Origin of the sequence: Massilia sp., assembly GCF_031995545.1 — a bacterium.
Classification (GTDB): Bacteria; Pseudomonadota; Gammaproteobacteria; order Burkholderiales; family Burkholderiaceae_D; genus Telluria.
In genome coordinates this window covers 107703-129754 of sequence record NZ_DAMAGA010000008.1, presented here as the reverse complement: position 1 = coordinate 129754, position 22052 = coordinate 107703, and the positions used below count along the sequence as shown (strand labels likewise).

General features: G+C 67.1%; 21 protein-coding genes. 14 read left to right on the top strand and 7 right to left on the bottom strand.

Annotated features, from left to right (window positions below; all coding sequences use genetic code 11):
- Nucleotides 1-118: 118 nt before the first annotated feature.
- From RTQ83_RS08665 to RTQ83_RS08635, 7 genes are all read left to right on the top strand, one after another.
- Nucleotides 119-1831, top strand: a complete 1713-nt coding sequence (locus RTQ83_RS08665) for an AMP-binding protein (RefSeq protein ID WP_312513339.1) — start codon at nucleotides 119-121, stop codon at nucleotides 1829-1831.
- Nucleotides 1832-1846: 15 nt separating this feature from the next.
- On the top strand, nucleotides 1847-2350 hold the full coding sequence (locus tag RTQ83_RS08660; protein ID WP_312513337.1) for a VOC family protein: 504 nt from the start codon (nucleotides 1847-1849) through the stop codon (nucleotides 2348-2350).
- Between the two features lie 105 nt (nucleotides 2351-2455).
- Entirely contained in the window at nucleotides 2456-2965 is a 510-nt protein-coding gene (locus tag RTQ83_RS08655) for an SET domain-containing protein (RefSeq protein ID WP_312513419.1), read from the top strand.
- A gap of 76 nt (nucleotides 2966-3041) precedes the next feature.
- On the top strand, nucleotides 3042-4229 hold the full coding sequence (gene pncB, locus RTQ83_RS08650; RefSeq protein WP_312513335.1) for a nicotinate phosphoribosyltransferase: 1188 nt from the start codon (nucleotides 3042-3044) through the stop codon (nucleotides 4227-4229).
- 230 nt (nucleotides 4230-4459) lie between these two features.
- Nucleotides 4460-4909, top strand: coding sequence for a response regulator (locus RTQ83_RS08645; RefSeq protein WP_312513333.1), 450 nt, complete (start codon nucleotides 4460-4462; stop codon nucleotides 4907-4909).
- Nucleotides 4906-6771 carry an ATP-binding protein gene (locus RTQ83_RS08640; protein WP_312513331.1) on the top strand — a complete coding sequence of 622 codons (1866 nt, stop codon included), beginning with the start codon at nucleotides 4906-4908 and terminating at the stop codon, nucleotides 6769-6771. Before RTQ83_RS08645 ends, RTQ83_RS08640 begins: the two co-directional genes overlap by 4 nt.
- A 5-nt stretch (nucleotides 6772-6776) precedes the next feature.
- Nucleotides 6777-6902 (top strand): hypothetical protein, encoded by a 126-nt coding sequence (locus RTQ83_RS08635; RefSeq protein WP_312513329.1) that lies wholly within the window; start codon nucleotides 6777-6779, stop codon nucleotides 6900-6902.
- 19 nt (nucleotides 6903-6921) lie between these two features.
- Here the strand turns inward: RTQ83_RS08635 and RTQ83_RS08630 are convergent, their stop codons facing one another.
- On the bottom strand, nucleotides 6922-7725 hold the full coding sequence (locus RTQ83_RS08630) for an IclR family transcriptional regulator C-terminal domain-containing protein (protein WP_312513327.1): 804 nt from the start codon (nucleotides 7723-7725) through the stop codon (nucleotides 6922-6924).
- Nucleotides 7726-7950: 225 nt separating this feature from the next.
- Between RTQ83_RS08630 and RTQ83_RS08625 the strand changes: the two genes are divergently transcribed.
- The 5 genes from RTQ83_RS08625 to RTQ83_RS08605 all read left to right on the top strand — a co-directional run bounded on the left by RTQ83_RS08625 (nucleotide 7951) and on the right by RTQ83_RS08605 (nucleotide 13228).
- Nucleotides 7951-8655, top strand: coding sequence for a 3-oxoacid CoA-transferase subunit A (locus RTQ83_RS08625; protein ID WP_312513325.1), 705 nt, complete (start codon nucleotides 7951-7953; stop codon nucleotides 8653-8655).
- A complete protein-coding gene (locus RTQ83_RS08620; RefSeq protein ID WP_312513323.1) occupies nucleotides 8643-9293 on the top strand; it encodes a CoA transferase subunit B in 651 nt (216 codons plus the stop codon). Before RTQ83_RS08625 ends, RTQ83_RS08620 begins: the two co-directional genes overlap by 13 nt.
- 27 nt (nucleotides 9294-9320) lie before the next feature.
- Entirely contained in the window at nucleotides 9321-10523 is a 1203-nt protein-coding gene (pcaF, locus tag RTQ83_RS08615; protein ID WP_312513321.1) for a 3-oxoadipyl-CoA thiolase, read from the top strand.
- A gap of 37 nt (nucleotides 10524-10560) precedes the next feature.
- Entirely contained in the window at nucleotides 10561-11898 is a 1338-nt protein-coding gene (locus RTQ83_RS08610; RefSeq protein WP_312513319.1) for an MFS family transporter, read from the top strand.
- Between the two features lie 322 nt (nucleotides 11899-12220).
- Complete coding sequence (locus tag RTQ83_RS08605; RefSeq protein ID WP_312513317.1) at nucleotides 12221-13228, top strand: tripartite tricarboxylate transporter substrate binding protein; 1008 nt, start codon at nucleotides 12221-12223, stop codon at nucleotides 13226-13228.
- Nucleotides 13229-13231: 3 nt separating this feature from the next.
- Here RTQ83_RS08605 and RTQ83_RS08600 read toward each other — a convergent pair whose 3' ends face one another.
- The 5 genes from RTQ83_RS08600 to RTQ83_RS08580 all read right to left on the bottom strand — a co-directional run bounded on the left by RTQ83_RS08600 (nucleotide 13232) and on the right by RTQ83_RS08580 (nucleotide 18338).
- Nucleotides 13232-14302: an L-dopachrome tautomerase-related protein gene (locus tag RTQ83_RS08600; protein WP_312513315.1), complete on the bottom strand. Its 1071-nt coding sequence runs from the start codon at nucleotides 14300-14302 to the stop codon at nucleotides 13232-13234.
- Between the two features lie 20 nt (nucleotides 14303-14322).
- Nucleotides 14323-15537 (bottom strand): DNA topoisomerase IB, encoded by a 1215-nt coding sequence (locus tag RTQ83_RS08595; protein ID WP_312513313.1) that lies wholly within the window; start codon nucleotides 15535-15537, stop codon nucleotides 14323-14325.
- A gap of 128 nt (nucleotides 15538-15665) precedes the next feature.
- Entirely contained in the window at nucleotides 15666-17324 is a 1659-nt protein-coding gene (locus RTQ83_RS08590; RefSeq protein WP_312513310.1) for a Na+/H+ antiporter, read from the bottom strand.
- 168 nt (nucleotides 17325-17492) lie between these two features.
- A complete protein-coding gene (locus tag RTQ83_RS08585) occupies nucleotides 17493-17846 on the bottom strand; it encodes a tetratricopeptide repeat protein (RefSeq protein ID WP_312513308.1) in 354 nt (117 codons plus the stop codon).
- A 63-nt stretch (nucleotides 17847-17909) separates the two neighbouring features.
- On the bottom strand, nucleotides 17910-18338 hold the full coding sequence (locus tag RTQ83_RS08580) for a Rid family hydrolase (RefSeq protein ID WP_312513306.1): 429 nt from the start codon (nucleotides 18336-18338) through the stop codon (nucleotides 17910-17912).
- Between the two features lie 75 nt (nucleotides 18339-18413).
- Here RTQ83_RS08580 and soxR point away from each other — a divergent pair, with 75 nt between their 5' ends.
- Nucleotides 18414-18905: a redox-sensitive transcriptional activator SoxR gene (gene soxR / locus RTQ83_RS08575; RefSeq protein WP_312513304.1), complete on the top strand. Its 492-nt coding sequence runs from the start codon at nucleotides 18414-18416 to the stop codon at nucleotides 18903-18905.
- 94 nt (nucleotides 18906-18999) lie between these two features.
- Nucleotides 19000-19422, top strand: a complete 423-nt coding sequence (locus tag RTQ83_RS08570; protein ID WP_312513302.1) for a hypothetical protein — start codon at nucleotides 19000-19002, stop codon at nucleotides 19420-19422.
- 77 nt (nucleotides 19423-19499) lie between these two features.
- Here the strand turns inward: RTQ83_RS08570 and RTQ83_RS08565 are convergent, their stop codons facing one another.
- Entirely contained in the window at nucleotides 19500-21884 is a 2385-nt protein-coding gene (locus RTQ83_RS08565) for an EAL domain-containing protein (RefSeq protein ID WP_312513300.1), read from the bottom strand.
- Nucleotides 21885-22052: the final 168 nt, after the last annotated feature.

Sequence of the window (22052 nt, the reverse complement as noted above, 5' to 3'; positions counted from 1 at the left end):
AACGGTGGCACAATGGTTGCGACAAGGCTGCAGCCGCAGCCGATAAAGACACAAGGCCGGGGCGCCCGCCGGTGCACCCTGCCGTTCGCGATTCACCCACAGCGACAGGAGACAACCCATGACGCCAACCCAGCGCTTCGTGCAGGCGCGCGACTTCCTCCAGCAGCACCGCCTCGATTACGACACCGCCTGGCGCGACTACCAGCGCCCCGAGCTCGATGCCTTCAACTGGGCCATCGATTACTTCGACCATCACGCGAAGGATAACCACACGCCGGCGCTGTGGGTGGTCGAGGAAGACGGCAGCGAGCGCAAGATCTCGTATGCCGACATGGCGGCGCGCTCGAACCAGGTGGCAGAGTATTTGCGCAACTGCGGCGTGCGGCGCGGCGAGCGCGTGCTCCTGATGCTGCCGAACCGGGTCGAGCTGTGGGAAATCATGCTGGCCGGGATCAAGCTCGGCGCGGTGCTGGTGCCGACCACGATGCTGCTGTCGGGCGCCGACCTGGCCGACCGCCTCGAGCGCGGGCAGGTCAGGCACGTGGTGGTGCAGGCGTCCGAAGCGCACAAGTTCGATGAGCTGCCCGGAACGCACGCGGCCAGCTTCACGCGCATCGCGGTCGGTGGTTCCGTCGCCGGCTGGCACGACTACGACGACAGCCATGCCGTGGCCAGCGTGTACGTGCCCGAAGGCGTCACCCATGCCACCGACCCGCTGCTGCTGTACTTCACGTCCGGCACCACCGCGAAACCGAAGCTGGTGCTGCACACCCACCAGAGCTATCCGGTCGGCCACCTGTCGACCATGTACTGGATCGGCCTGCAGCCGGGCGACGTCCACTGGAACATCAGCTCGCCCGGCTGGGCCAAGCACGCCTGGAGCTGCTTCTTCGCGCCCTGGAACGCGGGCGCCACCGTGTTCGTCTACAACTACGAGCGCTTCGCCGCCAGGGCGGTGCTCGACACCATCGTGCGCTGCGGCGTCACCTCGCTGTGCGCGCCGCCGACCGTGTGGCGCATGCTGATCAAGGAAGACCTGCGCGCCTGGACACCGCAGCTGCGCGAACTGGTCGGCGCCGGCGAGCCGCTCAATCCGGAAGTGATCGAGCAGGTCGAACGGGCCTGGGGCATCCGCATCCGCGACGGCTTCGGCCAGTCCGAAACCACTTGCCAGATCGGGAACTCGCCCGGCCAGCCGATCAAGCCCGGCTCGATGGGAAGGCCGCTGCCGGGCTACCGCATCGCGCTGCTCGACATCGACGATGCGCCCGCTCAAGAGGGTGAGATTTCGGTGGAACTCGCCTCGCGCCCGATCGGTCTGATGTCTGGATACGAGGGAAATGAAGAGCGCACGCGCGAGGCGATGCGGGCAGGGTACTACCACAGCGGCGACACGGCCACGGTCGATGCGGACGGCTATTATTTTTACGTCGGCCGCAACGACGACGTGTTCAAATCGTCCGACTACCGCATCAGCCCGTTCGAGCTGGAGAGCGTGCTGATCGAGCACGAGAGCGTGCTGGAAGCGGCGATCGTGCCGACGCCAGACCCGCTGCGGCTGTCGGTGCCGAAGGCCTTCATCACGCTGCGCGCCGGGGTGGCGCCGAGCCGCGAGATGGCGGCCGAGCTGTTCGCGTTCACGCGTTCGCGGCTGGCGCCGTATCTGCGCATTCGCCGCATCGAGTTCCGCGAGCTGCCCAAGACCATTTCGGGCAAGATCCGGCGCGTCGAACTGCGGCGCGAGGAAGCGGGGCGGGCGGCCGTTGCGGCAGCTGGCGGCGCGGCATCAAGCGCACAGACCGAATACCGTGAAGAGGATTTTGCGACGTAACCGAGGAGAGCGATCATGCAGCTGCACGCCCCGATCCAGCCTTGCCTGTGGTTCGACACCCAGGCCGAGGAAGCGGCCCGCTACTACACCGGGATCTTTCCCGATTCGCGCATCGTTCGCACCGCGTACTACGGGCAGGCCGGCCACGACATCCATCACATGCCGGCCGGGACGGTGCTGACCGTGGAGTTCGAGCTCGCCGGCCGGCGCTTCACCGCCATGAACGGCGGCCCCGGATTTCCGTTCACCCACGCCGTGTCGTTCCAGGTGCTGTGCGACGACCAGGCGCAGATCGACCGCTACTGGGAGCTGCTGGGTGAGGGCGGCGATGCGGCGGCGCGCGAGTGCGGTTGGCTGAAGGACCGCTTCGGCCTGTCGTGGCAGGTGGTGCCGGCCCGGATCGGCGAACTCGTCTCCGGGCCGAATGGCGACGCTGTGATGGCGGCGCTGCTCAAAATGAAGAAGCTGGATCTGGCGACCTTGCAGGCCGCCGGCGGCGCGGGAGACCTGGCGATCTGACGCAGCGGGAGGAGGCGGCGGGCCGCATACCTAATGTGCGGCCCCGCCGTTGTGATAGGCTCCATAATGGACAACCTATCAACAATCGACCTCCGCCCGCACGCGATGACCACCACCAAGCGCTCCATCAAAGCCCAAGACGCCAACCCGATGATCGAGGTGCGCCGTTCCCCTGTCCACGGCAACGGCGTGTTTGCCCTGCGGCCGATTCCCGCCGGCGAACGCATCATCGAATACAAGGGCGAGCGCATCAGCTGGGACAAGGCCACCGAGCGCGCCGCCAAGGCCGGCGGTCCGATCAACCACACCTTCTATTTCACGCTGGCCGACGGCCGCGTGATCGACGGCGGCCGGCGCGGCAACGATGCACGCTGGATCAACCACGCCTGCTCGCCCAACTGCGAAGCGTTCGAGGACGAAGGCAAGGTCTACATCCACGCCATGCATGACATCGACGCCGGCGAAGAGCTGAACTACAATTACGCCCTGATCTACGACGAGCGCCACACGCCCGCGCTGAAGAAGCTGTTCGCCTGCCGCTGCGGCACGCCCGGCTGCACCGGCACCATGCTGGCGCCGAAGCGCCGTAGCCGCAAGACTTCCGCCGCGGCCTGAAGCGCGACGCTCGCAAGACCTGGGCCTGCGCGGCGGTGGCGCCGCCGGCCACGCCGTCCGCCACCCTGGAGTCCAGATGAAACCTGTCGTCCGCAGCCTGCTCGAAACCGACCTCTACAAATTCACGATGTGGCAGGCGCTGCTGCACAGCCACCCCGGGGCCACCGGCGAATACGAATTCCGCTGCCGTAACGAGCCGGCCTATCCGCTGGCCGAGCTGAAGGACGACATCGAACGCGAGCTCGATCACCTGTGCAGCATGATGTTCACCGAAGACGAAGTGGCCTACCTGCGCGGCCTGCGCTTCATCAAGAGCGACTTCGCCGACTTCCTGACCCTGTTCCGCTTCCAGCGCAAGTTCATCGAGGTCACGGTCGACGGCCCGCACCTGCGCATCCGCGCCGCCGGTCCGCTGGTGCACGTGATGGGCTTCGAGATCTTCGTGCTCTACATCGTCAACGAACTGTACTTCCGCCGCTTCGACGGGCAGGCCGCGATCACGGAAGCACGCGTGCGCCTGCAGCAGAAGATCGACGAACTGCGCGCCTTCGGCGAAGAGCCGGCGCGCGCCAACCCGTTCGAGTTCTTCGACTTCGGCGTGCGCCGCCGCTTCTCGGGCGAGTGGCACGACGAAGTGGTGCAGACCATGGCGCGCGAGCTGCCGCAATACTTCAAGGGCACCTCGAACGTCTATCTGGCCTACAAGTTCAAAATGACGCCGATCGGCACCATGGCCCACGAATACCTGCAGGCGCACCAGGCCTTCGGCACCCGCCTGCGCGACTTCCAGAAATCGGCGCTCGAGGACTGGGTGCAGGAATACCGCGGCGACCTCGGTACCGCGCTGACCGACGTGGTGGGGATGGACGCCTTTTTGTCGGACTTCGACCTGTACTTCGCCAAGCTGTTCGACGGCCTGCGCCACGACTCGGGCGACCCGATCCTGTGGGGCGAAAAGGCGCTGGCGCACTACGTCAAGCTGCGCATCGACGCCCGCACCAAGCGGCTGGTGTTCTCCGACGCGCTGACCGTGCCAAAGGCCCTCAACCTGTACCGCCACTTCGCCGACCGCGTGATGACCGGCTTCGGCATCGGCACCAAGCTCACCAACGATACGCCGTATCCGGCGCTGAACATCGTCATGAAGCTCACCCGCTGCAACGGCCAGCCGGTTGCCAAGCTGTCCGACGAACCGAGCAAGGCGCAGAGCACCGACACCACCTTCATCGCCTACCTGCGCCAGGTGTTCAACCATCCGGCATAAAGCGGGTACGGCCGCCGGCGGCGCTCGTCGCACCCGCCTGCAGCCGATGCCGCCGGAGTGGTGCCGGACCGCATGCGCCGTCGGACCGGGGCACCGGGCTGGCGCATGCCGTTTGTGGCGTAGGCGCGACGTCTCGACCCGGCAGATGCGCGCACGATTGGCCTCGGGTGCGACTGGCGCGACACGCCGATCGTATAATCCGGCGACCCCCCACCGTTCGTGTTCCATCGATGCCCCTCAATCTGCGCCGGCCACTCCACATCCTGCTGGTCGAGCAGGACCAAGCGATCCGCGATCTGTTCGCCACCCTGTTGCAAGGCCATGGCTACGTCGTCACTGCGGTCGATGGGGTGCTCGGCGCCATAGAGCACGCGTCGCGCAAGCCGCCTGACGTGGTTTTCAGTTCGCTGGTCTTCAGCAACCTCGACGGATTCGAGCTGTGCCGGCGCCTGCGCGCGCTAACGGCGATGGCGCAGGCCCTGATCGTGGCCGTCACCGGCTACGCCGAGGCGGGTATCCGCGAACGCTCCCGCGCCGCCGGCTTCGACGCCTATCTGCTCAAGCCGGTCAGCGTGGATACGTTGCTGCGTTTGCTGGCTTCGTTCAAGACACGGCGGGTGATTGCCAACGTCGGGCGCTTGCCCGGTGCCTTTGGCGGACCGCGTCCGGTGTCCGGTTGAGCGGCGCCGGCCGCGCGCTGCCGGCGCTGCCGGGCGAGCGCTTCTTCACCGCCGCCTTTGACCGCTCCCCGATCGGCCAGTACCTGCTGGCACCCACGCCAGGGCTCGAGATCCTGGCGGTCAATGACGCGTTCCTCGCTTCGGTGGCGCGGCGCCGCGACGAAGTGCTGGGCAAGCCCTTGTTCGAGGCGTTCCCGAGCGCCCCGGGCGCAAGTGGCGATGTCGGCACCGATGCGCTGGCGCGTTCGATCGCGAACGCGATCGCCAGCGGTGAAGCGCAGCTGATGCCGGCGCAGCACTATCCGATTGAGATGCATCGCGACGGCCGCAGCTGGTTCGAAGACATGTATTGGAGCGCCACCAACACGCCGGTGTATGACGAGCAGGGCGAGCTGCTGTGCGTGTCGCACACCACGATTGACATCACGTCGCGGGTGCGCGCACAGCAGGCGCTGGAGGCGAGCGAGGAGCAGGCGCGCGGCAACGCGCTGAACGCAGAGCGGAGCAGATCCTACCTTGCCGGCGTGCTGCAGGCGGCCCAGGTCGGGATCATGGTGGTAGACCGCGATGCGCTGCTGTTGCATAACAACCCGAGCAGCGAGGCGCTGTTCGGCACCTCCGTCCCGCTACAGCAGGGGCGGTTCGACTTCGCCGGATGGACCGGCTGGTTCCGCGATGGGGCGCGCAGCGGCGATCGGCTGGCGCCGGCCGACTGGCCGCTGGCGCGCGCGCTGAACGGCGAAACGGTCGAGCGCTGTCTGATCGAGTTGGTGCCGTTCGGCACCGGGCATGCACGCAAAATGGTCCTGGTCTCGGCTGCGCCGGTCCGCAACGTGGATGGCGAGCTGGTGGGTGCTACCGCGACCGCCATCGACATCGACGACCGCATCCGCGCCGAGCAGGCACTGCTCGAGGCCGACCGCCGCAAAGACGAGTTCCTGGCGATGCTGGCGCACGAGCTGCGCAATCCGCTGGCGCCGATCGGTGCGGCCGCCTCGGTGTTAGCGCTGGGCGGGCGCGACCCGGCGCAGGTGCGTCGCACCAGCGAGGTGATCACGCGCCAGGTACGCCATATGAGCGACCTGATCGACGAACTGCTGGACGTTTCGCGCGTTACCCGCGGCATGATCACGCTCACGCGCGAAGTCCTCGATGCCAGGCGCATCGTGGTCGAGGCGCTGGAACAGGTACGCCCCGCAATCGAAGCGCGCCGCCACGCGCTGCAGGTGCATCAGCCACCAGTGCCAGCTTACATCGAAGGCGACCGCAAGCGCCTGGTGCAGGTACTGGCGAATCTCCTTAATAACGCCACCAAATTCACGCCGGACGGCGGCGAGATCGCGGTCCAACTGGAGGCGGGCGCCGACCAGGTGCTGGTGACGGTGGGCGACAACGGCGTCGGCCTGACGCCGGACATGATCGAACATGCGTTCGACCTGTTCGTGCAGGCCGAACGCAGCTCCGACCGGCGCCAGGGCGGGCTGGGTATCGGCCTGGCGCTGGTGCGCAGCCTGGTTGGCCTGCATGGCGGCAGCGTGAGCGCGCACAGCGACGGTTTGGGGCAGGGTGCGCGCTTCGTCGTGTGCTTGCCCGCTGCGCAGCAGTCGGCAGCGCCGCTCGCGCAATCGGACGACACGGTTGCGCTGCATCGGGGCGAACGGCCATTGTCGATCCTGATCGTGGAAGACAACCTGGACGCGCTGTCCATGCTTGCCTCGCTAGTCGGCTCGCTGGGGCACCGGGTAGCGGCCTTCGCCGACCCGCTGCAGGCGCTTGGGTATGCGGGCGAAGCGCAGCCCGACGTTTGCCTGCTCGATATTGGCCTGCCTGGCATGGACGGCATGACGCTGGCGCGCTGCTGATCGCAATGTCCGGCTACGGTCAGGCCAGTGACCGCGCCTCGGCGCTGGCGGCAGGCTTTGACGAATACCACGTCAAACCGGTCGACCTGGCGCGCCTGAGCCGCACGCTGGCGCGCGCCGGCCGGCGCTAGCGCATCGCCGGCAGGGCGCTCAAGGCAGCAGAATCGACAGGTCTTGCGCGCCTTGCAGCAGCGCCGGCAGGAATTCGTCCTGCATCTTGCGCTTCGACACCCGTGCCGCGTGCGCGCCGATGTTCAGCGCCGCCAGTACGTTGCCTGAGGCGCCGCAAACCGGTACCGCGATCGAACGCAGGCCGATCTCCAGTTCTTCTTCCAGGATCGCGTAGCCGTCGGCGCGCACGCCTGCCAGGATTTCCTTCAGCCGATCCGGATTGACCACCGTGAACTCGGTCATCGCCTTGAGCGGCACGCGCGCCAGGTAGGCGTCGAGTTCGGCCTCCGGCAGATGCGCCAGCAGCACCCGTCCCAGCGCGGTGCAGTAGGCTGGCAAACGGCTGCCGGTGGTCAGCGACACCGACATGATGCGCGACGCCGCCGAGCGGCCTACGTACAGCACCTCGTCGTCCTGCAGCACCGCCAGCGAACACGATTCGTTCAGGCTGCGGCTGATCCGGTTCAGGTAAGGGTGGGCCGACACCGTCAATGGCGTCGACGACAGGTAGGAGTAGCCGAGCGACAGTACCTTGGGCTTGAGCGAGAAATGGTTGTTCTCCGCTTCCGCGTAGCCGAGCGCGATCAAGGTATGCAGGCAGCGCCGCACCGAGGCGCGCGGGATGCCGGTGCGGTGGCTCAGCTGGGCGATGGTCAGGCTGCGGCGCTGGTCGCTGAAGGCTTGCAGCACCTGCAGGCCACGCGCCAGCGACAGCATGAAATTGGGGTCACTGGCGGTTGCGGCGCCGTCGTCGATGGTCTCTTCCGGATTCTCTGCGTTCATATTGTCGCTCTTGTGATGAGCGCAGAAAGCGTTCGCCAATCGAACACATTTGCGCTAACCGGCTTGCGCCGCCGGCCGGAGCAATCCTACACTTGGATCATTCGTTCTGTCATCAAACATTCGGTGCGATAAACGAACAAGGCCACACGAGCCGCGTCAGACGGATATTCCATCGAACAGAGTCAACGGAGACACCGTGCCCCGGCACGGAACAGGAAACTCACCATGATCGACAAGATTTCACCCTCGCTCGAGGCGGCGGTGGCGGGCATCCACGATGGCGCCACGGTCCTGATCGGCGGCTTCGGCACCGCCGGCATGCCCTCGGCGCTGATCGACGCGCTGATCCACCACGGCGCGCGCGACCTCACCATCGTCAACAACAATGCCGGCAACGGCGACACCGGCCTGGCCGCGCTGCTCAAGGCGCGCCGCGTGCGCAAGATCGTCTGCTCGTTCCCGCGCCAGAGCGATTCGCACGTGTTCGACGCCCTGTACCGCGCCGGCGAGATCGAGCTGGAACTGGTCCCGCAGGGGAACCTGGCCGAACGCATTCGCGCTGCCGGCGCCGGCATCGGCGGCTTCTTCACCCCGACCGGCTACGGCACCGCGCTCGCAGAAGGCAAGGAAACGCGCCTGATCGACGGCCGCCACTACGTGCTCGAGCATCCCATCCACGCCGACTTCGCGCTGATCAAGGCGCTGCGCGGCGACCGCTGGGGCAACCTGGTGTACCGCAAGACCGCGCGCAACTTCGGTCCGATCATGGCGATGGCGGCGCGCTGCACCATCGCCCAGGTGTCCGAGATCGTCGACCTCGGCCAGCTCGATCCGGAAACCATCGTCACCCCCGGCATCTTCGTGCAGCACGTGGTGCTTCAGGCGGGGCAGCAAGGAACGCAGCAAGGAGAATCAGCATGCAACGATTGAGCCGCGACCAGATCGCCGCGCGCGTCGCGCACGACATCCCCGAAGGCGCCTACGTCAACCTCGGCATCGGCCTGCCGACCATGGTCGGCGCCCACCTGCCGCATGATCGCGAGATCTTCCTGCACAGCGAGAACGGCCTGCTCGGCATGGGTCCGCCGCCTGTGCCCGGCGAAGAAGACGAAGACCTGATCAACGCCGGCAAGCAGCCGGTGACGCTGCTGGCCGGCGGCAGCTACTTCCACCACGCCGACTCGTTCGCGATGATGCGCGGCGGCCACCTCGACATCTGCGTGCTGGGCGCGTTCCAGGTCTCGCAGCGGGGCGACCTGGCCAACTGGCACACCGGCGCGCCGGATGCGATTCCGGCGGTCGGCGGCGCCATGGACCTGGCGATCGGCGCCAAGCGGGTCTTCGTGATGATGGAACACCAGACCCGCGATGGCGCCAGCAAGATCGTCGCGCAGTGCAGCTATCCGCTGACCGGCGTCGGCTGCGTCAGCCGCATCTATACCGACCTGGCGGTGCTCGACGTCACGCCGGACGGCCTGGCGGTGCGCGAGATCGTCGCAGGCCTGTCGTTCGCCGAACTCGAACGCATCACCGGCATTCCCCTGATCGACCAGCCGCTTGCGCGTTGAGCGGCGGGCAGCAAGATAGGACACACCATGCAAGACGCTTTTATCTGTGACGCCATCCGCACCCCCATCGGCCGCTACGGCGGCGCCCTGAAGGACGTCCGCGCCGACGACCTGGGCGCGATCCCGCTGCGCGCGCTGGTGGCGCGCAACCCGAATGTCGACTGGAGCGCGCTGGACGAGGTGATCCTCGGCTGCGCCAACCAGGCCGGCGAAGACAACCGCAATGTGGCGCGCATGTCCGCGCTGCTGGCCGGCCTGCCTGCGCAGGCCGGCGCCACCACCATCAACCGCCTGTGCGGCTCCGGCCTCGACGCGCTGGGCTACGCCGCGCGCGCTATCAAGACCGGTGAAGCAAGCCTCGTCGTCGCCGGCGGCGTCGAATCGATGACGCGCGCCCCGTTCGTGATGGGCAAGGCCGAGACGCCGTTCGGACGTCAGGCGCAGCTGCAGGACACCACCATGGGCTGGCGCTTCATCAACCCGGCGCTGCAGGCGCAGTACGGCACCGAGACCATGCCCGAGACGGCGGAAAACGTCGCGCGCGACTACGGCATCAGCCGCGAAGACCAGGACCGCTTCGCCCTCGCCAGCCAGGCCAAGGCCGCCGCCGCGCAGGCCGCCGGACTGTTCGAGCGCGAGACGATCGCGGTGACCATCCCGCAGAAGAAGGGCGAGCCGGTCGTCGTAGCGCGCGACGAGCACCCGCGCGCCACCAGCCTGGAAGCGCTGGCCAAACTCAAGCCCGTCGTACGCCCTGACGGCACGGTCACCGCCGGCAACGCGTCCGGCATCAACGACGGCGCCTGCGCCCTGATCGTGGCCAGCCGCGAAGCGGCCGCGATCCATGGCTTGACGCCGCGTGCGCGTATCGTCGGCATGGCCACCGCCGGCGTCGAGCCGCGCGTGATGGGCATCGGCCCGGTGCCGGCGGTGCGCAAGCTGCTGCGCCAGACCGGCTTGAGCCTCGAGCAGATGGACCTCATCGAACTCAACGAAGCATTCGCCGCGCAGGGCCTGGCGGTGCTGCGCGAGCTGGGCCTGCCGGACGACGACCCGCGCGTCAACCCGCAGGGAGGCGCCATCGCGCTCGGCCATCCGCTGGGCATGAGCGGCGCGCGCCTGGCCACTACCGCCTTGGTTCAGCTGGAGCAATCCGGCGGGGGCTACGCGCTGTGCACGATGTGCGTCGGCGTGGGGCAAGGTATCGCCCTTATCCTCGAACGCGTCTAGCGTTCGGGTTTTTCAGAAGAAGAGCAGGAGACGATTCATGGCAACAAGCAGTCAAGCAAAGGCACGCACCACCGGCAACATCGACATCGACAAGGCGGCATCACCCACCGCCGACCTGACCCCGCGCCAGCGCGTGATGGCGATCGTCGGCGCCTCGTCGGGCAACCTGGTCGAGTGGTTCGACTTCTACATCTATTCCTTCCTGGCGCTGTATTTCTCGGCCGCCTTCTTCCCGTCCGGGAACCCGACCACCCAGCTGCTCAACACCGCCGGCATCTTCGCCGCCGGCTTCCTGATGCGTCCCGTCGGTGGCTGGCTGTTCGGCCGCATCGCCGACCGTTATGGTCGCAAGAATTCGATGCTGATTTCGGTGCTGATGATGTGCTTCGGTTCCCTGATGATCGCGGTGCTGCCGACCTACGCCCAGATCGGTACCGCGGCGCCGGCCCTGCTGCTGCTGGCGCGCCTGTTCCAGGGCCTGTCGGTGGGCGGCGAGTACGGCACCAGCGCCACCTACATGAGCGAAGTGGCGCAGTCGGGACGGCGCGGCTTCTTCGCGTCGTTCCAGTACGTGACCCTGATCGGCGGCCAGCTGCTGGCGCTGCTGGTGCTGGTGGTATTGCAGCAGGTGCTGAGCGAAGCCGAGATCCGCGCCTGGGGCTGGCGCATCCCGTTCGTGCTGGGCGCCTGCGCCGCGCTGGTCTCGCTCTACCTGCGCCGCTCGCTGACCGAGACCACCACCGCATCCGAACGCACCAGCAACCAGGCCGGCCGCCTGTCGACGCTGCTGTCGCACAAGCGCGCCTTCATCACGGTGCTGGGCTTCACCGCCGGAGGTTCGCTGATCTTCTACGCATTCACCACCTACATGCAGAAGTACCTGGTCAACACCGTGGGCTTCCACGCCAAGACCGCCAGCGCCGTGATGACGGTGGCGCTGCTGGCCTATATGTGCATGCAGCCGCTGTTCGGCGCACTGTCGGACCGCATCGGCCGCCGCAATTCGATGCTGTGGTTCGGCGGCCTGGCCACGCTGTGCACCGCGCCGATCATGTTCGCGCTGGGCAGCGTCACCAATCCCGTGATCGCCTGCGTGCTGATCATGGCGGCGCTGGCGATCGTGAGCCTGTACACTTCGATCAGTGGCCTGATCAAGGCCGAGATGTTCCCGGTCGAAGTGCGCGCGCTGGGCGTGGGCCTGTCCTACGCGGTGGCCAACGCCATGTTCGGCGGTTCGGCCGAATACGTGGCACTGTGGTTCAAGTCGGGCGGCATGGAGCAGAACTTCTACTGGTACGTGACGGGCATGTGCGCGATCTCGTTCCTGGTGGCGTGGCGCATGCCGGATCCGTCGCGTTCCGGTTTGCTCAAGTAAGATCGTGTCAAAGGCGGGGGACGGCGTTCCTCGCCTGCAGTTGATGGTGTGAGCACGCGGCCGCCACGAAGCAGGCCGCGGCAAACAAAATGGAGACAGCCATGCATCGACATCACCCGGCGCGCGGCGGCAGCAATGCCGCTATCGCCGCCAGTGCTTCCCCCTTGCGCGCAGCCCCGCCTGCGCCGCCGCGCATCGTTCGTCTCCAGCGTTCAGTTCTCAGCGTTCGCCAATCCTGGCGGCGCTCGTCACCGCTGCGCGCCCGGGCCTCGGCCACGGGCGGCAGTTTGCCTGCATCGGTTCACCTTCCTGGAGACTTCCCATGTCACGCATTCCCGCTGTCGCTGTCAAACGCCGTACCTGCACCTTCGCTGTCGCACTCGCCCTCGGCGCCCTGACGCTGGCGCCCCTTGCGGCGCAGGCGCAGGCCGCCTATCCGAACAAGCCGGTCACGATCATCGTCCCGTTCTCGGCCGGCGGCACCACCGACATCCTGGCGCGCGTGGTCGGCCAGAGCATGAGCCGCGACCTGGGCCAGCCGGTGATCGTCGACAACCGCGCCGGTGCCGGCGGCAATATCGGCGCCCAGGCGGTGGCGCGCGCGGCGCCCGACGGCTACACCTTGGTGATGGGAACGGTCGGCACGCACGCCATCAACGCCAGCCTGTACGCGAAGATGCCGTTCGATCCGGTCAAGGACTTCGTGCCGATCGCACGCGTGGCGGCGGTGCCCAACCTGCTGGTGGCGCATCCGGCCCAGCCCTACAAGAACGTCAAGGAACTGATCGCGTATGCCAAGGCCAATCCGGGCAAGGTGACGGTGGCCAATTCGGGCGTCGGCACTTCGATTCACCTGTCGGCCGAGCTGTTCAAGCACATGGCCGGCGTGGACGTGCAGAACGTGGCCTATCGTGGCAGCGCGCCGGCCTTGAACGACCTGGTCGGCGGCCATACCGCGATCATGTTCGACAATATGCCGTCGGCGATCGGCTTCGTGCGCGCCGGTAAACTGCGGCCGCTGGCGGTCACCACCGCCAACCGTTCTCAGGCGCTGCCGGACGTGCCGACGGTGGCCGAAGCCGGGGTCCCGGGCTTCGAGGCCACCTCCTGGTTCGGCCTGCTGGCGCCGGCGAAAACGCCGGCGCCGGTGGTGGCCAGGCTGAACGCCTCGGTACTCAAGGCGCTGGCCGATCCCGAGGTCAAGAAAAAGCTGATGGAGCAGGGCGCCGAACCGCTGGGCGGCACGCCCGAGCAGTTCGCCGCCTTCATCGGCGCCGAGAGCGCCAAATGGGGCAAGGTGGTCAAGCAGTCGGGCGCCAGCGCCCAATAAGGTTCAAGCCGCGCGCAGCCGCCACAATTCGGTCGGCAGCGCGGCCGGCGCGTCCGGCTTGAAGAAGGCGGAATCCTGGATGTGCGACGAGGTCACGTACACCGCGCCGTCCGGGCCCTGGGTGAAGGTGTCGGGCCAGCGCAGGCGTTCGTCATGCACCAGCACCTGCGCTTCGGCACCGGGGCCCTGGTCGAGGTCGCGCATCTTGATTGCGTCGTCCTGTACCGCCGTGAGGAGCATGGTGTTGGTGCCGTGCGGGATGATCAGGCCGTCGTTGACGCCGTTGACGCCGTATTCCTCGACCGCCTCGCCCACGTCCTGGCCCAGCAGGCCTTTCTCGATCAGCACGTTGGTTGGAATACGGTACAGCGTGTCGCCCTTGATCGCCTGCCAGTACAGGTACTGGCCATCGTCCGATAGTTCGATGCCGTCGGCCGAGAACTCGACGCCGCGTCCGTCCGGGCGGCGCAGCACCTCGCCGTCGGCTGTCACGTCCAGGCCCTTTTTCATCTGGGTCGATGGATGGCTGTCGAGGAGGCGCATGGTCTTGCCGGCGGCCAGGTCGACTACCAGGATCGCGCCCACCACGCCCGAGTCGGTGATGTAGGCGTAGTTGCCGTCGTTCGAGAAGCGCACGTCGTTCAGGTAGGAGCCCTGCGGCGCGGCGTCTTCATCGAAGGCGATGGTGCGCACCGCCTTGTCCGTCGCCAGGTCGATCTGCACCAGCTTGGCGCCGCCCGAGACCAGGTGGGCCTGGGCCGGCGCCGCCGGGTCCAGCACCCACAGGCTGCCGCGGCCGTCGGCGACGATGCTCTGCACGCAGACCCAGCGGTCTTCGGGCGAGACCTCGTCCTTGCGCGCGTTGCGCCAGGCATTCCATTCCTCGTTCGGATAGGCGACGACCGAGCCGTCGTCCTTGAGTTCGGCCACCGAGACGGCGGTATCCTCGGTCCAGCGCGGAAAGTTGACGAAGATGCGGTTGTCCTCGGAGACCGAGACGCCGGTGACCTGGTGCTCGAAGCGCTTGACCAGTTCCAGCGACCATCCCTTGCTGCTGTCGAAGTGTTGATCCATGTGATTCCTTGATGGTGAAGTCAGGCCGCGACGGGCGTCGCGGCGCGGGTGCGTTTGCGTGGCGCGGGCTTGGCGGCGGCCGCCTTCTTCGGCGCGGACTTCTTGGCAGCCGCTTTGGCGGGCGCTTTCGGAGGTTTAGCGGCATCGGCTTCCTGCTCCAGCCGCAGGCGCTGCTGCAGCATCGCCAGCACCGCCGCTTCCTCGGGCTGCAGCGCGTGCAGGTCTTCCGACAGCTTCTCTTCGGTGCGCTCGCGCAGCACTTCCAGTGCCGCGCCCTCCAGATAAGCGTCGAGCACCGCCGGGTGCACATAGCACTTGCGGCAGATCGACGGCGTATTGCCGAGCTTCTCGGCCACCGATTCGATGGCGCGCACGATGTTCTTCTTGGCCTGGGCTTCGGAATCGAACTTCTCGAATTCCTGCAGCGCCAGCGCGGCCAGCACGGTGCCCGACCAGGTGCGGAAATCCTTGGCCGTGTAGTCTTCGCCGGTGATGGCGCGCAGGTAGTCGTTGACGTCGCTCGAATCGATGCTGTGGGTGGCACCATCTTCGTCGACGTACTGGAACAGTTCCTGGCCCGGCAGGTCGCGCGAGCGCGCCACGATGCGTGCCAGGCGGCGGTCGTGCACCTTCACCTTGTGATACACGCCACTCTTGCCGCGGAAACTGAACTCGACGTCGCTGCCGTCGACCTTGGCATGGCGGTTGCGCAGCGTGGTCAGCCCGAACGATTTATTGGTGCGCGCGTATTCCTCGTTGCCGACCCGCATCATGGTGGCTTCGAGCAGGTAGACGATGGTGGCCAGCACTTTTTCGCGCGGCAGGCCGGGCAGCTTCAGGGCGCGGTCGACTTCCGTGCGGATGGCGGGCAGGGCCTGGCCGAACTTGAGCATGCGCTCGTACTTGACCTCGTCGCGCGCCTCGCGCCACTTGGCGTGGTAGCGGTACTGCTTGCGCCCGCGCGCGTCGCGTCCGGTGGCTTGCAGGTGGCCGTTGGCCTGGGGGCAGATCCAGACTTCGGTCCAGGCCGGCGGGATGACCAGCGCCTTGATGCGCTTGAGGGTGGTTTCGTCGGCGACCGGGTCGCCGGCGGCGTCGAGAAAACGGAAGCCGTCCTTCAAGGCTTCGCGCCGGATGCCGGGCCGGTCGTCGTGGACATAGCGCAGGCCGGCAGCGCGGGCGGCGGTGGCGGGATCGACGTTGACGCCGTCGGCGTCGGTGGATTCGTTGCTCATGAGGCGGGCACTCGGTGGTGGCTGTTGTCACCGATGCTACCCGCCGTGGTTGGCGCGCACTGTACGCGAAGTAACGCAGGCGCTGCACCCGGGGGAGCAGCGCCCGCGCTTGAGGCCCGGGCAGGAATTTACCGGTAGCGCGCCTCGACCAGGTCGATTTCGCGCAGCAGCTTGCGCGCGATCTCATCCGACAGCTGGTTGTGGCGCGCCATGCGCAGCAGCACCGCGCGTTCGTGCTCGAGCGCGGCCAAACGGTAGTGGCGTTCGGCCGCCTCGGCCGCGCGCACCCGCGCCGGTGCCACGCCCAGGCCGATGCCGCCGGCCACGCCGCTGTCCAGGCGATACTGGTACAGGCTGCGCACCTGGTCCAGTGCGCTGGCTTGCAGCTCGGCATCCTCGCCCGGCTCGGCGCCGCCGGTGGCCGGTGGCGGTGGCGCCTTGGCGATCGCTTCCAAGGCTGCCATTGCGGCCACGTGGCGTGCATTGTCCTCTTCGCTTTCATGGTGGCCCTCGGCCGGCAGTTCCAGCCCGCGCAGCACGCGCGGCAGGCCGACGCTGGCCAGGATCAGGGACACCACGATCACCGCGCTGGCCAGGAAGATCACCAGGTCGCGCCCCGGGAACGGTTCGCCGCCCGGCAGCACCAGCGGCAGCGTCAGGACACCGGCCAGGGTGATCGCGCCGCGCACGCCGGCCAGCGAGGTGGCCAGGATCAGGCGCGGATTCGGCTTGTACACGGCCTGGCCCTGGCGCCGTGCGTTCAGCAGCGTCAGGCGCAGCGAGACCCAGACCCAGACGAAACGCAGCAGCACCAGGCCGAAGCTGATCGCCAGTGCGTTACCGGCCAGCCACCAGACGTCGTGCGCGGCCGGCAGTTCCGGCGCGGCCAGGGCGGCGCGCACGATGTCGGGCAATTGCTCGCCCAGCAGCACGAACATCACGCCGTTCAGGGCGAACTGCACCGTGTCCCACACCGCCGCGCGCCGCACGCGGGTGGTGGCCAGCGCGCGTCCGCTCAATTCGACGTAGCTCATGGTGATGCCGGCCGCCACCGCGGCCAGGATGCCGGACGCTTCCATATGCTCGGCCGCCAGGTAGGCGCCGAACGGCAGCAGCAGGTTGACCAGGATCGGCGAACCGGTTTCCTCGCCGATGCGCGCCGCCAGGATGCGCTGGGCGCCGCTGACGATCACGGTCAGGCCGGCGCCGATGGCGATCCCGGCCAGCGCCACCCACAGGAAGGTGAGGGTGGCGTCACCCAGCGAGAAGGTGCCGGTCAGGGCGGCGGCCACCGCGAAGCGGAAGCACACCAGGCCGCTGGCATCGTTGAGCAGCGATTCGCCCTCCAGGATGTGCATCAGGCGCGGCGGAATCGGCACGCGCGCCGCGATCGCCGATACCGCCACCGGGTCGGTCGGCGCCAGGATCGCGGCCAGCGCGAACGACACCGCCAGCGGCAGCGACGGGATCAGCCAGTGGATCAGGTAGCCGGCACCGATCACGGTGAACAGCACCAGGCCCAGCGACAGCTCGAGGATGGTGGAGCGGTCGCGGAACAGGCCGACCTTGGGGATGCGCCAGCCGTCCAGGAACAAGAGCGGCGGCAGGAACAGCAGGAAGAAGATGTGCGGTTCGAGCCGTACGCCGTGGCCGGTGGTGGACGAGATGATGGCGCCGAGCGCGATCTGTACCAGCGGCAGCGGCACCGCGAACGGCAGTATCCGCACCAGGTATCCGCTTGCCACCACCGCCAGCAGCATGGCCAGTACGATGCCTACCTCACCCATTCGATCACTCCCTTATTGCGAAAGTCGCATCATAAAGGAAATGACAACGTGGCGTTGACAGCGGCTTGCGCGCGGCCGGTATCGCGCGCCGGAGCGATCTGCTCGGAACGGGCAAGCCGGCGGCGCCAGCCCACGGGCAGCGGCCGGCAGCGGGAACTCCGGCGACCCTCATGTCGCACTTGGGGCGGCGCCATGGACAGGGAGAGCCCCGCTTCTTGCCCTGCGCAAGAACACCTTGGCCATATTGACTGTCTGGCGGTCCTTATTGCGTGAGGCGACCAGCATTGCGCGGTCCAGCGTAGTTTCTGCCTCATCGAACCTGCCAAGCGCGTATTGGGCGCGTCCGAGCCAGAACCATGCGCCGGAATGCATCGCATCGTGTAACACGGCGCGTTCAAGGTGAGCGATGGCTCGATCGTACTGCTGCACGTCCGCATAGGCCTTGCCCAGGCCGAAGCGCAGCAGTAAATTGTCGCTGCCTGCCTCCAGCATCGTTTCCAGGCGTAGGATAAGTGGATTCATGCTTTGGGATCCGTTTTCAATAAATTCATGCGGGAACCGGATGTCGGAGCGTCGACCATTGCTCTAGGCGTACGCCGTTCCTTCCAGCTCGAACAGCATGCCGTCCAGCGCCAGCCGCGGTACCGGGATCAAGGTGCATGCCGGCATTGCGCCCGGCTGGAAGACCAGTGCCATCTCTTCGCCGAACACCGTCAGCTTGTCCTCGTCGTGGTCGACCACCAGCGCGGTCAATCGCGCGACGTTCCTGCATGTCATGTCGGCTGCCGTCAAGGCGATCATCAGATTGCGCAGGGCGCGGCGCACTTGAGAACGAAAATCGGGCGCCAGTTCACCATGCGCGTTTTCCCCTCCCTGGCCGGATATCAGCAATACCCGCGTCGAGCCGGTCACCGTCGCCATATGCGAGTAACCGTTCGGAACGGGATCGTACAGGCCGGCAGGGTTATGGTATTCGACCGGGCTGGCCGGGTGGGCTGTCACAGGCTGTGTCATTGAAATTCTCCTCTGGTCGGGATCATGTGGAACTGCCCGCTTATAATAAAATCTCAACTTAACTTAAGGTCAAGCATGGTGAAGAAAGAGATGGAGGATGAGGATCCGGCCCGGTCTGCAGGGTTGAGCGTCGGGGACATGGCCAAGCGTAGCGGCGTCGCCGTCTCGACATTGCATTTCTACGAGGTCAAAGGATTGATCCGCAGTAGCCGCACGCACGGGAATCAACGCCGTTATTCACGCGACATGCTGCGCCGGGTCAGCGTCATCAAGGCGGCGCAGCGCGTCGGCCTGCCTTTGTCCGAGATCGCCAAAGCCCTGGATGCGTTACCGGATGGCCGGACGCCGACACCGCGCGACTGGGACAAGATGGCAAGCAGCTGGCAGGGCGAACTGGACGAGCGTATCGCACGCCTCGGGTTGCTGCGCGATCGCCTGAGCGGGTGCATTGGCTGCGGATGTCTTTCGATGAAGCTTTGCCCGTTGGTCAATCCGCTGGACACCTTATCGGAATGCGGCGACGGCCCGCTCTACCTCGCGCCAGGCTCCCGCTACCCGGAAGAGTGAGGCGGTTACCAAAAGTTGTTTCGTCCCGAGCGGTCGCGTTCTTTTGGTATTACAATTTGTTCAGTTATTTTTTTGTAACTCACCGGAGACTTGCATGAAAATCGCTGGATCGATCCTGGCCGCCTCCATGGCGTTGTCTTCCCCGTCGTTCGCATATATCCAGCAGCAAGCGCCGGCGAGCGTCGCCGCCGAGGCGCCGGATTCCGTGCAGAGCGTGGTCGTCACCACGCGCCGCTTTCATGTCGAGCCGCGCGAGTTCGCCGACTACGAGTATGCCTATACGCTCGACAATGGCGAAACGGTGCGCTTCAGCCGCCGGGTGGGCCGGTTCTATGTTGCGATCAAGGGTTACGAGCCGGTGGAAATCCTCGCTTCCAGTCCGGCCCAGTTCGTGAGCCGGGGCGGTGCCACGCTGGTGTTCACGGAAGGCGGCGATGCGCTGACCATCGACAACTACCAGTTGCTGCAGGGAGAATCCGGCAGCCCGATCGTGTACGCGTTCGGCGGGCCGAAGTAGGCTGATTGTCACGGCCGGCTGCGCTCTGGCGCGTTTCCGGCCTGCCCGGCTGCGCGGTCGTGCGCTTCGGACCGGCCTCAGGCCGGTGCGGGTTCCTGTGGCAGCAGCGCCGGCGTGGCCGCCTGCGCATCCGGCGCCACCGCCGGCAAATGCGCGAACAACGCCAGCACCGATTCCAGCGCCATCGGCCGATGGAACAGGTAGCCCTGCATGCAGGCATTGCTGTGCGCCGCCAGGTACTGGGCCTGGTCCGGCGTCTCGACGCCTTCGGCCACCACGCGCAGGCCGAGGTGGCCGGCCATCGCCAGGATCGACTGCACGATGGCGGTGGCGTCGCGGTCGTGCGGGGTGTTGCGGATGAAGCTCTTGTCGATCTTGAGTTCGTAGAGCGGCATCCGGGTCAGGTAGGCCAGGCTCGAGTAACCGGTACCGAAATCGTCGACCGAGATGCGCAGGCCCAGCGCCGCCAGTTCGCCCATGCGCGCGATGGTCTCTTCCATGCGCTCGACCATCACGCCTTCGGTTACTTCCAGGATCAGCTGGTCGGCCGGGGCCTTGGTGTCTTCCAGGATGGCGGCCACGCGCGCCACAAAATCGGGCTGGCGGAACTGCACCGGGCTGACGTTGACCGACAGCGGCAGCGCATGGCCGGCGGCGGACAAGGTGTGCCAGGCCAGGCAGGCCTGGCGCAGCACCCATTCGCCCAGCGCCACGATCAGGCCGCTCGATTCGGCGACCGGGATGAAGACGTCGGGCGGCACCATGCTCCCGTCCTTGCGGCGCCAGCGCAGCAGCAGCTCGGCGCCGCGCGGGGCGCCGGCGTGATCGAGCTGCAGCTGCAGGTGCAGTGCCAGCTCGCCGTGTTCCAGCGCGTTGGCCAGGTCGCGCTCGAGGGTCAGTTTACGCTCGGCCTCGACCAGCATGCCCGGCTCGAACAGCGCCACGCCGTTGCGGCCCAGCGCTTTGGCGTGGTACATCGCGGTATCGGCTTCGCGCAGCAGGTCGTGCACGGTCTGGGCGCCGCCGGTGGACAGCGCCACGCCGACGCTGGCCGAAGCGTAGTAGCGCTGGCCCTCGATGTCCATGCGTTCGGCCAGCGCGGCGCGGATCCGTTCGGCGGTCGCCAGCGCCTGCGCCGGTGCGTCGTCGCGCGCCGGCTCGTCTGCCCGATTGTCCGCCGCAGCGTCCGCACCCAGGTCGTCCAGCAGTACCACGAATTCGTCGCCGCCCAGGCGCGCCACCACGCCGTCGTTCCCGACCACGGCCGCCAGGCGGCCGGCCGCTTCGCGCAGCAGCACGTCGCCGATGGCGTGGCCACGGGCGTCGTTGATGGTCTTGAAGTCGTCGAGGTCGACGTACAGTACCGCGCCGCGCGCCGCGCCGTCCTGGGCCGCCGTCACCAGGCTGGCCAGGCGGTCCATCAGCAGGCGCCGGTTGGGCAGGCCGGTGAGCACGTCGTAGAAGGCCAGGCGGTGGATCGCCTCGGCCGAGTTGCGGCGCTCGGTGACGTCGCGCCCGACCATCACCCAGTGCGTGATTGAGCCGGTCTCGCCGGCGAACGGCACCATCTCGAGCTGCATCCAGAACGGGGTGCCGGCGCGCGTGTAGTTGATCAGTTCGGCGCTCACCGCTTCCTTGCGCCGCACCGCCTGTACGATGCGGCCGATGGTGGCGCGGTCGGTCTCGGAGCCGGCCAGCATGCGCACGCTGCTGCCCACCACCTCGTCGCGGCGGTAGCCGGTATGGCGCAGGAAGGCGTCGTTGGCGAAGATGATCGGCTGTTCGGCATCCGGGGTATCGACCATGCGCGCGATCAGCACCATGTCATTCAGGCGCGCCACGGCCTCCGAAGTCAGGCGCAGCTCGGCATTCACGCTGCGCAGGCGTTCCTGGCCGTCCTCGAGCGAGGCGGCGGCGGTGCGCGCTTCGCGCAGCGAGTGCGACAGGCCCTTGAGCATGGTGCCGGCGGTGAGCGTGACCAGAGCGCCGACGCAGCTGAAGTTGATGGCGATGACCACCGAGGTAACGAACGGCGTGCCGTCCAGTCCGTGGATATACAGGGCGCCGGAGCCGCTGGCGCCGACCGCCACGATGAACAGCGCGCTCAGCGCCAGGCAAGCCAGGCCCGGACCGGTGCCGAGCAGGATCACCGCCATCAGGGGCGGCGCCATCAGGTAGTTCAGGCCGACCGGCCCCACCGCCAGCATCAGGCCGATGGCGATCAGGAAAAGCACGGCAATGAAATTCAGCACGCGCGGGGTGTAGCGCACGCGCTCCATGCGCCAGATGGCGAAGATCCAGGCCAGGGCGATCACGTCCATCACGGCGACCTGCCATTTGCCGCGATACAGCATCAGGCCGATGCTGGGAATGGCCGCGATCGTGCCGAGGCCGAGCACGATCGGAAGCAGGGTAGAGAACACCCGCACGCGCCATTGCGCGATTTCGTCAACCGGGTCCATAAGTGGGGTCCTGTTCTGCATGTCCACAGAAAGTTTCTCCACGGCGCATAATTTTTCTTAGTAGCAAAATTCTAGGCAGGCGCGCTACCCTTTGTCACGCACTATTTACCGGAATGTTGTGCTGCTGAAACTGGGGATGGTGGCGGCGCCCATCGGCACCGCCACAAA

Coding starts and splice junctions, on each gene's coding strand:
- pncB (WP_312513335.1), top strand. CDS start 3,042: ATGAAACCTGTCGTCCGCAGCCTGCTCGAAACCGACCTCTACAAATTC.
- RTQ83_RS08610 (WP_312513319.1), top strand. CDS start 10,561: ATGGCAACAAGCAGTCAAGCAAAGGCACGCACCACCGGCAACATCGAC.
- RTQ83_RS08620 (WP_312513323.1), top strand. CDS start 8,643: ATGCAACGATTGAGCCGCGACCAGATCGCCGCGCGCGTCGCGCACGAC.
- RTQ83_RS08645 (WP_312513333.1), top strand. CDS start 4,460: ATGCCCCTCAATCTGCGCCGGCCACTCCACATCCTGCTGGTCGAGCAG.
- RTQ83_RS08630 (WP_312513327.1), bottom strand. CDS start 7,725: ATGAACGCAGAGAATCCGGAAGAGACCATCGACGACGGCGCCGCAACC.
- RTQ83_RS08635 (WP_312513329.1), top strand. CDS start 6,777: ATGTCCGGCTACGGTCAGGCCAGTGACCGCGCCTCGGCGCTGGCGGCA.
- RTQ83_RS08660 (WP_312513337.1), top strand. CDS start 1,847: ATGCAGCTGCACGCCCCGATCCAGCCTTGCCTGTGGTTCGACACCCAG.
- soxR (WP_312513304.1), top strand. CDS start 18,414: ATGGTGAAGAAAGAGATGGAGGATGAGGATCCGGCCCGGTCTGCAGGG.
- RTQ83_RS08595 (WP_312513313.1), bottom strand. CDS start 15,537: ATGAGCAACGAATCCACCGACGCCGACGGCGTCAACGTCGATCCCGCC.
- RTQ83_RS08605 (WP_312513317.1), top strand. CDS start 12,221: ATGTCACGCATTCCCGCTGTCGCTGTCAAACGCCGTACCTGCACCTTC.
- RTQ83_RS08625 (WP_312513325.1), top strand. CDS start 7,951: ATGATCGACAAGATTTCACCCTCGCTCGAGGCGGCGGTGGCGGGCATC.
- RTQ83_RS08570 (WP_312513302.1), top strand. CDS start 19,000: ATGAAAATCGCTGGATCGATCCTGGCCGCCTCCATGGCGTTGTCTTCC.
- pcaF (WP_312513321.1), top strand. CDS start 9,321: ATGCAAGACGCTTTTATCTGTGACGCCATCCGCACCCCCATCGGCCGC.
- RTQ83_RS08565 (WP_312513300.1), bottom strand. CDS start 21,884: ATGGACCCGGTTGACGAAATCGCGCAATGGCGCGTGCGGGTGTTCTCT.
- RTQ83_RS08655 (WP_312513419.1), top strand. CDS start 2,456: ATGACCACCACCAAGCGCTCCATCAAAGCCCAAGACGCCAACCCGATG.
- RTQ83_RS08600 (WP_312513315.1), bottom strand. CDS start 14,302: ATGGATCAACACTTCGACAGCAGCAAGGGATGGTCGCTGGAACTGGTC.
- RTQ83_RS08665 (WP_312513339.1), top strand. CDS start 119: ATGACGCCAACCCAGCGCTTCGTGCAGGCGCGCGACTTCCTCCAGCAG.
- RTQ83_RS08585 (WP_312513308.1), bottom strand. CDS start 17,846: ATGAATCCACTTATCCTACGCCTGGAAACGATGCTGGAGGCAGGCAGC.
- RTQ83_RS08590 (WP_312513310.1), bottom strand. CDS start 17,324: ATGGGTGAGGTAGGCATCGTACTGGCCATGCTGCTGGCGGTGGTGGCA.
- RTQ83_RS08580 (WP_312513306.1), bottom strand. CDS start 18,338: ATGACACAGCCTGTGACAGCCCACCCGGCCAGCCCGGTCGAATACCAT.